At 65.6% G+C, this 13,662-nt stretch carries 14 protein-coding genes; 2 read left to right on the top strand and 12 right to left on the bottom strand.

The genetic code is table 11. The features are described from left to right. Positions 1–13 precede the first annotated feature (13 nt). Both AC1PLA_RS06925 and AC1PLA_RS06920 read right to left on the bottom strand, forming a co-directional pair. Positions 14–697 (bottom strand): DsbA family oxidoreductase, encoded by a 684-nt coding sequence (locus tag AC1PLA_RS06925; protein WP_481105845.1) that lies wholly within the window; start codon positions 695–697, stop codon positions 14–16. Positions 698–846: 149 nt separating this feature from the next. After that, complete coding sequence (locus tag AC1PLA_RS06920) at positions 847–1,344, bottom strand: CYTH domain-containing protein (protein WP_024938027.1); 498 nt, start codon at positions 1,342–1,344, stop codon at positions 847–849. Positions 1,345–1,463: 119 nt separating this feature from the next. Between AC1PLA_RS06920 and AC1PLA_RS06915 the strand changes: the two genes are divergently transcribed. Beyond that, complete coding sequence (locus AC1PLA_RS06915; RefSeq protein ID WP_481105844.1) at positions 1,464–2,087, top strand: hypothetical protein; 624 nt, start codon at positions 1,464–1,466, stop codon at positions 2,085–2,087. A gap of 69 nt (positions 2,088–2,156) precedes the next feature. On the opposite strand, the gene rlmD is transcribed toward AC1PLA_RS06915, so the two are convergent. Then, positions 2,157–3,488: a 23S rRNA (uracil(1939)-C(5))-methyltransferase RlmD gene (gene rlmD, locus AC1PLA_RS06910; RefSeq protein ID WP_481105843.1), complete on the bottom strand. Its 1,332-nt coding sequence runs from the start codon at positions 3,486–3,488 to the stop codon at positions 2,157–2,159. A gap of 157 nt (positions 3,489–3,645) precedes the next feature. Here rlmD and AC1PLA_RS06905 point away from each other — a divergent pair, with 157 nt between their 5' ends. Further along, positions 3,646–4,368: an Hpt domain-containing protein gene (locus AC1PLA_RS06905; protein ID WP_481105842.1), complete on the top strand. Its 723-nt coding sequence runs from the start codon at positions 3,646–3,648 to the stop codon at positions 4,366–4,368. A 148-nt stretch (positions 4,369–4,516) separates the two neighbouring features. On the opposite strand, the gene recO is transcribed toward AC1PLA_RS06905, so the two are convergent. From recO to rpoE, 9 genes are all read right to left on the bottom strand, one after another. After that, positions 4,517–5,239: a DNA repair protein RecO gene (gene recO / locus AC1PLA_RS06900; protein WP_184611031.1), complete on the bottom strand. Its 723-nt coding sequence runs from the start codon at positions 5,237–5,239 to the stop codon at positions 4,517–4,519. Positions 5,240–5,490: 251 nt separating this feature from the next. After that, a complete protein-coding gene (era, locus tag AC1PLA_RS06895; protein WP_024938032.1) occupies positions 5,491–6,390 on the bottom strand; it encodes a GTPase Era in 900 nt (299 codons plus the stop codon). After that, positions 6,387–7,067: a ribonuclease III gene (gene rnc, locus AC1PLA_RS06890; RefSeq protein WP_039511552.1), complete on the bottom strand. Its 681-nt coding sequence runs from the start codon at positions 7,065–7,067 to the stop codon at positions 6,387–6,389. The genes era and rnc overlap by 4 nt, the downstream gene beginning before the upstream one ends. Further along, the gene (locus AC1PLA_RS06885) at positions 7,057–7,464 is read right to left on the bottom strand and encodes a DUF4845 domain-containing protein (RefSeq protein ID WP_024938034.1); all 408 of its coding nucleotides are present in this window, start codon (positions 7,462–7,464) and stop codon (positions 7,057–7,059) included. Before AC1PLA_RS06885 ends, rnc begins: the two co-directional genes overlap by 11 nt. Further along, positions 7,464–8,264, bottom strand: coding sequence for a signal peptidase I (gene lepB, locus AC1PLA_RS06880; RefSeq protein ID WP_011036465.1), 801 nt, complete (start codon positions 8,262–8,264; stop codon positions 7,464–7,466). Before lepB ends, AC1PLA_RS06885 begins: the two co-directional genes overlap by 1 nt. A gap of 104 nt (positions 8,265–8,368) precedes the next feature. Continuing rightward, the gene (gene lepA, locus AC1PLA_RS06875) at positions 8,369–10,159 is read right to left on the bottom strand and encodes a translation elongation factor 4 (protein WP_481106169.1); all 1,791 of its coding nucleotides are present in this window, start codon (positions 10,157–10,159) and stop codon (positions 8,369–8,371) included. Between the two features lie 190 nt (positions 10,160–10,349). Further along, positions 10,350–11,930 (bottom strand): DegQ family serine endoprotease, encoded by a 1,581-nt coding sequence (locus tag AC1PLA_RS06870; protein ID WP_104591177.1) that lies wholly within the window; start codon positions 11,928–11,930, stop codon positions 10,350–10,352. Between the two features lie 109 nt (positions 11,931–12,039). Then, positions 12,040–12,930 carry a sigma-E factor negative regulatory protein gene (locus AC1PLA_RS06865; protein ID WP_481105841.1) on the bottom strand — a complete coding sequence of 297 codons (891 nt, stop codon included), beginning with the start codon at positions 12,928–12,930 and terminating at the stop codon, positions 12,040–12,042. Further along, complete coding sequence (gene rpoE / locus AC1PLA_RS06860; protein WP_016903799.1) at positions 12,927–13,547, bottom strand: RNA polymerase sigma factor RpoE; 621 nt, start codon at positions 13,545–13,547, stop codon at positions 12,927–12,929. The genes AC1PLA_RS06865 and rpoE overlap by 4 nt, the downstream gene beginning before the upstream one ends. Positions 13,548–13,662 lie beyond the last annotated feature (115 nt).

The following is a 13,662-nucleotide window of genomic DNA, read 5'->3' as shown; positions in this document are numbered from 1 at the left end:
CGCCGCGGGCCGTTCACACCGCGCAGCCGTCCGGCCCGCAGGCATCGGGACCACCGATTGGCGCCGATTCGGCCGCCAGCTGCAACAGTGCCTGCGCAAAGCTCTCCGGCGGCTGCGCACCCTGAATCAGGCTGCGTCCATCGATGACGAAACTGGGCACCGCACGGATTCCCAGCGCAGCGGCCTGCGCCAGTTGCGCCTCGACAGCGACGACGCCTTCGTCGGAGTCCAGCAGCGCGCGCACGCGGGCCTCGTCCAGACCGCCAGCGGCCCCGGCAGCCACCAGCGTTGCGGTCGCACCGACGTTTTGGCCTTCGGCAAAATGCGCATGGAATAACGCTTCGATCACGGCCTGGACATCGCCCTCGCGGCTGGCCAGCCAGATCAGCCGATGCGCGCGCAATGTGCTGACCTGCACCTGCCCACGCCCGAAATCGAACGGCAGGCCTTCGGCGCGCGCAGTGGCCTGGGTCTGCGCCAGCATCTGCTCCACGCGCGCGTCACCGCCGAACTTTTGCGCCAGCGCATCACGCAGCGGGGTCGGCTCCAGGCCAGCATCTGGGTCCAGCTGGAAGGCGTGGTAATGGATGTCCAACGCCGGTGCCTGCGCACCGAGCGCGGCCACCGCCTGCTCGAAACGGCGCTTGCCGATCCAGCACCAGGGGCAGACTACGTCAGACCAGATATCGATGCGCATGGGCGGGGACTGGAGATTCGTCATCGGGGATTCGCAAAGCATAAACCCAATACCAAGGCAGGGATTGGGGAGTCGCAACGCAATCAGCCCAAGTCCGACGCATCGCTTTAGCTTTTACGAATCCCGGATGCCCAATCCCGAATCCCGACTTACAAATCCCCGCTCCAGTGCTTGAACGGATGCGAGGCCAGCGCCAGGTTGTAATAGCGCACATCGTCGGTGACTTCGGCGCCGATCCAGTCGGGTTTGGCGAAGGCCTCGTCGGCATCGCCGAGTTCGATCTCGGCCACCACCAGCCCGGCGTTGTCGCCGAGGAATTCGTCCACTTCCCACACATGCCCCTGGTACTGGACCAGATGCCGACGTTTGTCGATCAGGCCGCCGACACACAGCGCCAGCAGCGCACGCGCCTCGACAACCGGAATCGGATATTCGAACTCCTGCCGGGTATGCCCCACCTCACGCGATTTCAGATTGAGAAACGCGCTCTCGCCCTGAATGCGCACCCGCACCGATGCGTTCTGCGCACCGCTGCGCAGCGCCGCCTGATCGTTGATATAGCCCTGCGCCATCGGGATCACCGCATGCGCGGCGCTGCGCCAGCCGTCGCCAGTCACGAGAAATTTACGTTCGATTTCAATGCCCATGTCCACAAGTATGGCGGGACCTGCTGAAAAATGCTGGCCGACGCAGCCTCGCGACCTCTACACTCCGCCCCCCTCTCATTCAAGGACAGAACGCCATGACAGGCAGCCGATACTCCACCATGCACATTGCGGCGCTCACTGCCGCATTGGTGTGCGCAACTGCCACAGCCGGCGCTGCTGCAGCCACGGTCTCGCTGGCCCAGGCGCAACAGGCACTAGATGCGGCCATCGCCGATGACATGGCAGCCGACCCGCAGACGCAGGGCGGCGAGCTCATGTCCGCCATGTTTCGTCCGCGCTTGACCGCATTGACCGGCTGCCTGCCGGCTGTCGACGCCAAACCGGAGACGCTGGATTGCATCGTCACCGGCCAGGCTGGGCCCAGCGAAAGACACATGACGCTGCGGTTTGTCCCGAAAGGGAACGCGTGGGCGTTGCAGCACAGCGAGAAGGAAATGGAAGTCGCCGCGCCGGTACCCCCGCAGGATCGCGTGCAGGTGCTCCTGCGCGATGTCATCAGCCAGTTGCTTGTGCAGGAGAACGACGCGGCGATGCGCACGCGCATTCAAGACGCCGCGCGTACGGCGCAAGTCTCCGGTATCGAGCACTGCAAACTGGGCAGGGAGGCGCCAGTGGTCGACTGCGACGTCATCGTTGAGGCCGAAGGCAAACGCGGCACGCGGCCGATGGCCTTCGCGTTGGTCGACGGGCAGTGGCAGAACGCCGTCGAAAAGAAAGACTAACAGCGGCTGACAAATTACTGCGCAATCGCGAAGCGGGCGACGGGTAACCGACGCCCGGAACATAAAGGCCTAGCGCTCAAACACCGCGATACTTTCCACATGCGCAGTATGCGGAAACATATCCATCGCGCCGGCGGCCTTGAGCGTGAAGCCCTGCTCGTTGACCAAGTAGCCGGCGTCGCGCGCCAGCGAGCCGGGGTGGCAACTCACATAGACGATGCGCTCGAACTTTTTCAGCGGCAGCTGCTGCAACACTTCCAGCGCGCCCGAGCGCGGCGGGTCCAGCAGCAGCTTGTCGAAGCCCTGCCGCATCCACGTCGCATTGCGCTGGTCCTGGGTCAGGTCGGCCGCATGGAACTGCGCATTGGCCAGACCATTGCGCTGCGCGTTGTCCCTGGCGCGCGCCACCAGCCCGGCATCGCCCTCCACGCCGACCACTTCGCGCACACCGCGCGCCAGCGGCAGGGTGAAATTGCCCAGCCCGCAGAACAGATCCAGCACGCGATCGTCCGGCCCGGCGTCGAGCAGTGCCAGCGCATGCGCGATCATCTTCTGGTTGAGCGAGGCGTTGACCTGGATGAAATCCAGCGGCCGGAACGCCAGCTCCACATCCCACTGCGGCAGGCGGAACGACAGCGGCACCTCCTGCGGCCATAGCGGATGCACGCTATCCACACCCCCGGGCTGCAGGAAGATCGCAAAGCCGTGCGCCTGGGCGAATGCGGTCAGCGCCTGCAGGTCGCGCTCGCTGAGCGGCTGCAGATGGCGGATGGTCAACACCACCGCATCGTCGCCGGCAATGAATTCGATCTGCGGGATGTCGCGCTTGCCGTCCAGGCCTTCGACCAGCGCCGCCAGCTGCGGAATCTTCTCGCCGATCTGCGGGATCACCGTGTAACAGACCGACAGATCGGCCACGAAGCGCGGATCCAGCTCGCGAAAGCCGACCAGGGTCTTGTCCTTCTTTTCGACGCGACGGACCGAAAAGCGGCCCTTGCGCCGATAGCCCCAGTTATCGCCGACCAGTGCCGGCAGCACCGCCTGCGGTGTGACGTGGCCGATGCGCTCCAGGTTGTCCATCAGCACGCGCTGCTTGGCCACGATCTGCTGCGACTCGTCCAGATGCTGCAGCACGCAGCCGGCGCAGACGCCGAAATGCGGGCAGCGCGGGGTCACCCGTTGCGGCGATGCCTCCAGCACCTCCACCGTCCTGGCCTCGTCGAAATGCCGGCTGCGCGCGGTGGGTTCGGCCCGCACCAGCTCACCGGGCAAGGCGCCACTGATGAAGGTGACTTTGCCGCCCTCGCCGTCGCGGCGGGCCACGCCGCGCCCGTCGTGGCTGAGGTCGGTGATCGCGGTCTGGAACGGAGTACGGTCGAAGCGGTTTCGGGTTCTGGCCACGTGGCGACGAGCTGCGGGCAAAAAGGGTGCGTATTGTCGCAGATGCGACCGATCGCGGCCGCTTCGCGCGATGGAACAATTGTCGCGCCCCGCAAACACAGGCACACTTCCGCTGCACGCGGCTGCTAGGACGCGGCATCGCTGACAAGGAGGCAGCATGAACATGGCGACACGCCAGGAACCCCAACCACGCCTCTTGCTGGTAGAGGACGACCCGATCAGCCGTGGCTTTCTGCAGGCGGTGCTGGAAGGTCTTCCCGCCCATGTGGATTGCGCAGACTCGCTGTCTTCGGCACTGGACCGCGCGCGCGCACGTCGCCACGACCTGTGGCTGATCGACGTCAATCTTCCCGATGGCACCGGCAGCGGCCTGCTGCGCGCTTTGCGCCTGCTGCACCCGGACGTGCCTGCACTGGCCCACACCGCGGACACCAATATGGCGATGCAACGCAGCCTGCAGTCCGATGGCTTTCTGGAAATGCTGGTCAAGCCGCTGACCTCCGATCGCCTGCTGCAGGCGGTGCGTCGCGGACTGGCGCGCGGCCGCTACAGCGTGGCGCCGGTGGGCGTGGTCGACATCGCCGCCAGCGATTGGGACGAAGCCGCCGCGCTCAGCGCGCTCAACGGCCAGCAACACCATCTCAACGCGCTGCGTGAATTGTTCCTGGCCGAGTTGCCGGGCACCCGCGACGCGGTGGATTCGGCCTTGCAGGTCAGCGACGATCAGGCGCTGCGCGGCCATCTGCATCGGCTGCAGGCCAGCTGCGGTTTTGTCGGCGCGGCGCGGCTTGCCGGCGCAGTGCGCCTGCTGCGCGGCGACCCGCATTCCAGCACGGCGCAGACCCAGTTCCATGCGGCGGTGGCTGCACTGCTGCACTGAAGGACGACTGCACCAATCTCCCTGGACCCGGCGCAGCGTCGGCGATCGGAACAGGCGACATTGAGCGCCACGCATGATGATGGGTCCGCATGGAATCCAACGCGCACCCGGCCACTGCTGCAAGACTGGTAGACCTGCCTTGCGACCCTCAACGCTGCCGCGCCAGATCCTCGAGCATTTCCCAGGATTTCAGCCCGCGTCCACTCAGGTGATGCAGCAGCACGCCCCGCATGCTGCGACGCAGGCCCGGCATGTCGTCGGCCGCCGGCATGACGTCCTGGCCCAACGCCAGCAGCGCCGCACCGGTGACGGTGTCGCGCCGGTCCTGCGCCATCGCCTCGCTCAGTACGCGCAGCGCGCCTTCCTGCGGATCGAGCCGGTAACGCGCCGCCGGGTCGATCGGTTGGCCGTCGCGGTCGTGCTGCAGATCGAACGCAAAGCCCAGGCCATCGAGCACATCGCGCTCGAACTGGCGCAGCCCCCAGGCCAGCGGCAGGCCGGATGCCAGATGCGCGCGCGCCTGCGCATAGCAATCGAACAACTCGGGCACCGGGTCGTTACGCGGCGCCAGGCGCAGCAACAATTCACTGATATAGAAACCGGCCAGCATCGATTCGCCCGCCAGGCGGGGGGCGGTATCCAGCGCCTCGGCCTGACGCAACTGGGCCAGTTCGCCGCGTTGCACCGCGGTGAACTGGATCAGTTGTAGTGGCTGCAGCGCGGCCCGCAAGGCCTGCTTGCGCGGCCCGTGCACCCCGCGCGCCAATAGCCCGACCCGACCATGCTGCTCGGTCAACACTTCCACCAGCAGGCTGGTCTCGCGCCAGGCCCGCACATGCAGGATGAAACCGCGTTCGTGTTCGATCAGCATGGTCTGTTATGCGACAAGGAGCGCGATTGCAGGACACAAGAGCTGCTACCGGCGATGACCGCCGTGAACCACTGCCCGCAGCGCAAATGATCACAGCCCTCAACGGCAGCAGCCGCGATGGCCAGGCGCGATCCAGTCCATGGAGACATCGCTTGCATCGCAGCTCCACGCCGTTGCCGGTTTAGGCGTTCGCATCGACAGGCTGTCAGCACGCCAGCAGCGCTGCGCCGGCTCAGGCGTCGGCCAGGGCCTCACTCGTATCCGAACGCCTTCAACGCCGCTTCGTCGTCCGACCAGCCTTCGCGCACGCGCACCCAGGTCTCCAGGAATACCTTGGCCCCGAACAGGCGCTCCATCTGCAGGCGCGCCTTACCGCCGATGTCCTTCAGACGGGTACCGCCCTTGCCGATCACGATCGCCTTCTGACCTTCGCGTTCGACCCAGATCACCGCGCCGATGCGCAGCAGCGCGCCATCTTCGGCAAAGCGTTCGATCTCCACCGTGGTGGCATACGGCAGTTCTTCGCCGAGCTGACGCATCAACTGCTCGCGCACCAGTTCCCCGGCCAGAAAACGCTGGCTGCGATCGGTGATCTCGTCCTCGCCGAACATCGCTTCGGCCTCCGGTACCAGCTTGAGCAGGTCCCCGACCAGCGCCTCCAGGCCCTTGCGCTTGAGCGCGGACACCGGATGCACCGCAGCGAACGTGCGCCCCTCGCTGACCTGGGCCAGAAACGGAAACAGCGCGGTCTTGTCCTTGAGCCGGTCGACCTTGTTGACCACCAGCACCACCGGCACTCCGGCGTCGCTCAGGACCTTGAAGGCCAGGGTGTCTTCGTCGTCCCAGCGGCCGGCTTCGATCACCAGCACTGCCGCGTCCACGCCTTCCAGCGAGCCGCGCGCGGCGCGGTTCATCACCCGGTTCATGGCGCGCTTCTGCTCGCGATGCAGTCCGGGCGTGTCGACCAGCACCAGTTGCCCTTCGGGAAAGGTGGCAATGCCCAGCAACCGATGGCGCGTGGTCTGCGGCCGGTTGGACACGATGCTGACCTTGGCGCCAACCAGGGCATTGGTCAGGGTGGACTTGCCGACATTGGGCCGGCCGATCACCGCAACGCTGCCGCTACGGTGGGGGGAAGAAGTTTCGCTCACGTGTTGGAATCCAGTTGTGCGATGACAAGGGTGGCCGCCTGTTGCTCGGCGAGGCGACGCGAGCTGCCCTGGCCTTCGGCGCGGGCGACGGGCTGTTCCAGGATGCAGGCGACATGGAACTGCTTGGCATGTTCGTCGCCGCTTTCGCTGATCAGCGCGTAGGTGGGCAATGGCAGCTGCCGCGCCTGCAGCCATTCCTGCAGCCGGGTCTTGGGGTCTTTCTCTGCCTTGCCCACCGGCAGCGCCGCCAGCGAGGGCTCGAACCACGGCAGCACCACGGCGCGGCAGCGTTCGAAACCGCAGTCCAGATAGATCGCCGCGACGATCGCCTCGACCGCGTCGGCCAGGATCGAATCGCGGCGATGACCGCCGGATTTCAGCTCGCCCGGCCCCAGCGTCAGCCGCTCGCCCAGATTGAGGGTGCGGCCGATCACTGCCAGTGCCCCTTCGCGTACGAGTTCGGCACGCGCGCGGGTCAATGCACCTTCGTCGGCCTTGGGCCAGCGCTGATACAGCGCCTCGGCGACCAGCAGGTTGACGATGCCGTCGCCGAGAAATTCCAGTCGTTCGTTATGCGGTGTCCCGGCGCTGCGGTGCCGCAGCGCCTGGGCGAGCAATCCCGGATCGGCAAACGCATGCCCGATCGGATCGCCGCGCTGGAAAGTCCTATTCGCCACCACGTCCCGTCATGTCCTGGGACGTCTCGAATTTACCGACGACATCCAGATTGCCGATCAATTCGCGGCGGACTTCGTAGTTGACCTTCATGCGCCAGCCACCGTCGACGCGCTCGAACTTGACGTCCTCTTTTTTGACGTTTTCCGAGTAGTTGATGTACAGCCGACGAAAGAACAGATCCTGCAACTTGGACGGATCCATGTTGGCGCTGTCGGGTTCCTTGGCCAGGCCTTTCATGGCCGTGCGCACCGAATAGTATTCCTGGTACATCGGAAACAGCTTCATTCCGATATACAGCGCGAACCCCACCACTGCCAGCACCACCACGAACGACGTCAACGTCATACCGCTTTGCTTGCGCTTCATTGTGCTTCCCCCGGCACGCCGTGCGTGCATTACTGGATTCCGGTTCCGATCCGCGACGGATCGAAACTCCCCTTGCAGAACCACCCTTCGCAATTGAGCCAGATCAGGAACGCCTTGCCGCGCAGGTTGGCTTCCGGCAGGAAGTGCGTCTGGGTCCAGAACCGGCTGTCTTCGCTGTTGTCGCGATTATCCCCCATCACGAAATAGCTGTCCGCCGGCACGGTCCAGTCGCCCTGCCCGGCCGGCATGTTGCGATCGACCCACTCCAGCACCGTGTGGGTGCGGCCCGGCAAATCCTCGACCAGCAAGGTGGTGCCGGTCATCTCGGCGCCCTTGCCCTTGCCGATGTATTCGCCCTTAACCGTGTAGCGCATCGGCTTGTCGTTGATGTATAGCGTATCGCCGTGGAAGCCGATCTTGTCGCCCGGCAGACCCACCACGCGCTTGATCCAGTTCTGGTCCGGCGCATGCGGCGGCTTGAACACCACCACGTCGCCGCGCTTGGGCTCGCCGGTCGGAATGAACTTGGTATTGGTGATCGGCAGACGGAAACCGTAAGCGAACTTGTTGACCAGGATGAAATCGCCGATCAGCAGATTAGGCATCATCGAACTGGACGGAATCTTGTACGGCTCGGCCACGAAGCTGCGCAGGATCAACACCACTGCCAGCACCGGAAAGAAGGCGCGCGAGTAGTCGATGATGGCCGGCTCGCTATCCAGCAGACCAGCGCGTGCCGCGCGGCGCTTGGCCAGGAACAGCTTGTCCAGCAGCCAAATGAAGCCGGTGCCCAGCGTCAACACAACCAGGGCAATTTCAAACCATTTCATTGATGTTCCTTCGGAACGGGATTTGGGATTGGAGATTGGGGATTCGCAAAAGCACGGGGCTGGCAAGTCGTTGCCAATCCCCAATCACGACTCCCGAATCCCTGCTACTTATCCATCTGCAAGACAGCCAGGAAGGCCTCCTGCGGAATCTCCACGCGGCCGACCTGCTTCATGCGCTTCTTGCCTTCCTTCTGCTTTTCGAGCAGCTTCTTCTTGCGCGAAACGTCGCCACCATAGCACTTGGCCAACACGTTCTTGCGCATCGCCTTGACCGTGGAGCGCGAGATGATTTGCGAGCCCACGGCGGCCTGGATCGCCACGTCGAACATCTGCCGCGGGATCAGATCCTTCATCTTTTCGCACAGTTCGCGGCCGCGCCGGTCGGCGTAGCTGCGGTGCACGATGATCGACAGCGCATCGACCTTGTCGCCATTGATCAGCGTATCCACGCGCACGAACGGGCCGGCGTCGAAACGCAGGAAGTGGTAATCCAGCGAGGCGTAACCGCGCGAGACCGACTTGAGCTTGTCGAAGAAATCCAGCACCACTTCGGCCATCGGCAACTCGTAGCTGATCTGCACCTGGCTGCCCAGGTAGTTGATACCGATCTGGGTGCCGCGCTTTTCCTCGCACAAGGTGATGATGTTGCCGACGTAATCGGGCGGGGTGAGGATGTTGGCGCGGATGATCGGCTCGCGGATCTCTTCCACGTTGTTGAGCGGCGGCAGCTTGGATGGATTGTCCATCGGGATGATGCTGCCGTCGGTCTTGAGCACCTCGTAGACAACGGTCGGCGCGGTCGAGATCAGGTTGAGGTTGTACTCGCGCTCCAGCCGCTCCTGCACGATCTCCATGTGCAGCATGCCAAGGAAGCCGCAGCGGAAGCCGAAACCCATCGCTTCGGAGCTTTCCGGCTCGAAGCGCAGCGCCGCATCGTTCAGGCGCAGCTTGTCCAGCGCCTCGCGCAGATCCGGGTAATCCTCGGCATCGACCGGAAACAGGCCGGCGAACACGCGCGGCTGCATTTCCTGGAAACCGGACAGCGCATGCGGCGCCGGGTCGGCCGCCAAGGTCAGCGTGTCGCCGACCGGTGCGCCGTGCACGTCTTTGATCGAGGCGTTGATCCAGCCCACTTCGCCGGCGCCCAGCGCGGCGAGCTCCTTGCGCTTGGGCGTGAACACGCCGACCTTGTCGACCAGATGAGTACGGCCGGTGGACATCACCAGGATCTTGCTGCCCGGCTTGATCTCGCCCTGCATCACGCGCACCAGCGACACCACGCCCAGGTAGTTGTCGAACCAGGAGTCGATGATCAGCGCCTGCAGCTTGTCGGTGTCGCGCGGCTTGGGCGGCGGAATCCGCTGCACGATCGCTTCCAGCACCAGATCGATGTTCAGACCGGTCTTGGCACTGACCGCCACCGCGTCTTCGGCGTCGATGCCGATCACCGCTTCGATCTCGGCCTTGGCCCGCTCGATGTCGGCGGTCGGCAGGTCGATCTTATTGAGCACCGGCACCACTTCCAGGCCCTGCTCCACCGCGGTGTAGCAGTTGGCGACCGACTGCGCTTCCACGCCCTGGGCCGCATCCACCACCAGTAGCGCGCCTTCGCAGGCGGCCAGCGAGCGGCTCACTTCATAGGAGAAGTCCACATGCCCGGGGGTGTCGATGAAGTTCAGGTGGTAGACCTGCCCGTCCTTGGCCGTATACGGCAAGGACACCGACTGCGCCTTGATGGTGATGCCGCGTTCGCGCTCGATCGGGTTGGAGTCCAGGACCTGGGCCTCCATCTCGCGCGCCTGCAGGCCGCCGCACAGCTGGATGATCCGGTCGGCCAGGGTGGATTTACCGTGGTCGACGTGGGCAATGATGGAGAAGTTGCGGATATTCCGCATTGAATCAGAGGACATTGAGGTGGGCGCCGGCGGTGCCGTCGTCAGGGTAACGCAGCATTATCGCACGCTTTGGAGCCGGGATTTGGGAGTGGGGATTGGGGATTCGAAAAGGCAGAACAAGAGCAGGCACCCGCGAACAGGAGCCTGCTTTTGCCAATCCCGAATCACCAATGACGAATCCCGGCTTCCCTCAGCCGCCGGCCTTCAGGGCCACATAGCTGGTCGCCTTGCCGTCGGTGACCAGCAGCATGACCACGTCGCCCTTCTTGTAGCTGGACAGGGCGCGGTTGAGGTCGGCGACGCTGCCGACCTTGGTGCGGCCGACGCGGGCGATGACCAGGCCCGGCGACAGCGGCGGTTGGGTGCTGCGCGCTGCCGCGCCAGTCACCGCCGCGATGCGCACGCCCTCGCCGGCCTCCAGGCCCAGGCGGCTGCGCTCGGCAGCAGTGAGATCGGCGACCTGCAGGCCGAGCAGCTCCACGCTGGCCGGGGCGCTGGGCTTGGCGTCGTCGGCCGCGGTACGCGGGGCGGCGTTGCCGGCGGGGTTGTCCAGCGTCGTCAGGGTGACGGCCACCTTGCGCGGCTTGCCATCACGCAACACGTCCAGGTTGACCTTGGTGCCCGGCGCCATCAGCCCGATCATCGGCGGCAGATCGCTGGCGACATCGATCGGCTTGCCATTGACGGCGCGGATCACATCGCCCACCTCGATTCCGGCCTTGGCGGCAGGGCTGCCGGGCGGAATGTCGTTGACCAGCGCGCCGCGTGTATCCGGCAGGCCCAGGCCCTGCGCCTTGAGCGAGTCGATCGGGCCGACCGCCACGCCCAGCATGCCGCGGCTCACATGGCCGGTGGCCTTGATCTGCTCGGCAGCGCTGAAGGCCAGGTCGATCGGGATCGCAAAACTAATACCCATGTAGCCGCCCGAGGCGGAGAAGATCTGCGAATTGATGCCGACCACCTCGCCACGCGTGTTGAGCAACGGGCCACCGGAGTTGCCCTGGTTGATCGCCACGTCGGTCTGGATGAAGGGCACGTAGCGCTGATCCGCATACGGATTGCTGCGCCCGGTCGCACTGACGATGCCGGCAGTGACCGAGTGGTCCAGGCCGAACGGCGAGCCGATCGCCACCACCCACTGGCCCGGCTTGAGCGTGTTGGAATCGCCCAGGCGCACCGTCGGCAGGCCCTTGGCCTCGATCTTGAGCAGCGCCACGTCGAACTGCTCGTCGCTGCCGACCACCTTGGCCTTGAACTCGCGGCGGTCGGTCAGCTTGACGGTGACCTCGCTGGCGCCATCGACCACATGGTGATTGGTCAGCACATAGCCGTCAGCGGAAATGATGAAGCCCGAGCCCATCGACTTGCCGGCGATGCCGCCATCGTCATCGCCGCCCTGGCCCGGCCCCTGCCGCGGCCCGCCCGGCATCTGGAAATCCGGCCCGAAGAAGCGGCGGAAGAATTCCGGCATCTGCTCGTCGCCGGGCATCGCGCCGCCGTCCTGCCCACCCGGACCACCACGCCGCTGGCGCGCCATGGCGTCCTTGCGGGTGATGGTGGTTTCGATATTGACCACACCCGGGCCGACCTGCTCGACCAGATTGGTGAAGTCCGGCAAGCCGGCCACCAGCTGCGGAGCCGGGGTGGCGCTGCGGTTGGCGGCAATCGGGGCAACATCCTTGGCCGCGGGCGCGGACTGCTGCGCGCAGGCGGCCAGCGGCAGGGTCATGGCGATCAGGCCGAACATCTGGGTGCGAATGCGGTGGTTCATCAGGTTGCCTCCGATGGCAGGGCGACAGGGGCCAAAGCCCCTGCCACTGCAGGGGTCCGGCACGATAACGGGAGGGAGGGCGCCGAACGGATGAAGATCGGCGGCGGCATCAATCCTGCGGCGGCTGCACCGGCAGCGGCCGGCTGGGCGCGGGGCTGGCAACACCCTGCGGCGCAGGCTCAAACGGATAGAACGCGGTGCCTTGTCCGCCTTGGCGGAAGCTGGCATTGAGCGGACTTTCACCGGCACCGGACAGCGCCGCACGCGGCCATGGGCGTGCCTGCAAGGTGGTATCTGGATGTGTGAACGGATTCGATGGCGCCGCCGCACTGGCCGTGGCCGTCGTCGCAGCGGGAGCAGCGGACGCCAGCATGCGGGTTGGCGCCTGCTGCTGGCGCGCGGCAACGCTGCGGGCGACCTGCTGGTTGCGTGTGGCCGCGCCACGGCGCGTGGATGCCAGCGCGGCGGCCGGCACCGCCGCGGCCAGCGCGGCCACCTCATCGGGGGCGGCCGGGCCGGGCTCAGCCGGAGCCTTCGGTGCTGCGGGCGTGGCGGGGGCCGGCGTGGCCGCCGGCAGCTGCGCTGTCGTGGCGAACACCGGGACCTGCTCGGCCGGCGGTACGGTCTCGGGCAGGCGCTCGCGCGCCATGAACAGGGCAATCGCTGCAACCGATGCCGCAATCGCCGCACCACCACCCCAGCGCCAGCGCGTGGCCGGACGCGTGGATGGCTGCGCCTGCGGCACCGGCTCATCGGCGATGGCGCTGCGCACGCGCGCGGCAAAATCCAGCGGTGCCGGCGCGCTGGCCGCACCGCGCAGCACATCGCCGCACAGCTGCCAACGCTCGTGGCAGCCGGCCAGTTCCTCGTCGTGGGCCAGACGGCGCAGCAGGAAGCGCGACTCGTCGGCGCTCAATTCGCCATCCACCAGCGCAGACAGCTGCTGGCGGTAGTGACGCTCGAACTTGTCGGTGGTGGACATGGCAGGGTTATGGCTCATACACGGTGTCGCTCACGGGTAGCGCTTTCGGTCTCCAACAGAGGCCGCAGCTCGATGTCGATGGCCTCGCGCGCCCGGAAGATGCGCGAGCGCACCGTTCCGATCGGGCAATCCATCTTTCGCGCGATTTCGTCGTAGCTCAGCCCTTCCACCTCGCGCAGGGTGATGGCCGACCGAAGTTCTTCCGGCAGGGCTTGGACCGCACGCATCACCGTTTGTTCCAGCTCCTGTCGCATCAATTCGCGCTCCGGGGTGTCGGTATCGCGCAGGCGGGTGGCACCATCGAACTGTTCGGCATCGCTGATCTCGATATCGTCGGTGGGCGGGCGGCGGTTGTGCGCAACCAGATGGTTCTTGGCAGTGTTGACGGCAATGCGGTGCAACCAGGTATAGAACTGCGAGTCGCCGCGGAAACTGTTGATCGCGCGGTAGGCGCGCACAAACGTATCCTGGGCCACGTCCTGGCACTCGCTCCAGTCGGCGATGTAGCGCCCGATCAACGCAACGATGCGGTGCTGGTATTTGCGCACCAGCACATCGAACGCTGCGCTCTCGCCGCGCTGCACGCGCCGGACCAGTTCCAGGTCCAGCTCCTGAGGTGTATCGACTTCGGCCATGTCGGGCCGCACTCCTGTCAGCCCACCGAAGTCGGGCAATGAGACAACCATTGAAAAGAAAAGTTCATACCGATCCGTACGATCGTCACGCATCAGACTAGCTGCACCGATGCGC

It is taken from the genome of Xanthomonas sp. NCPPB 1826, assembly GCF_056725285.1.
Note: the sequence above shows the minus strand (reverse complement) of the source record. Positions and strands in the feature narration are given on the sequence as shown.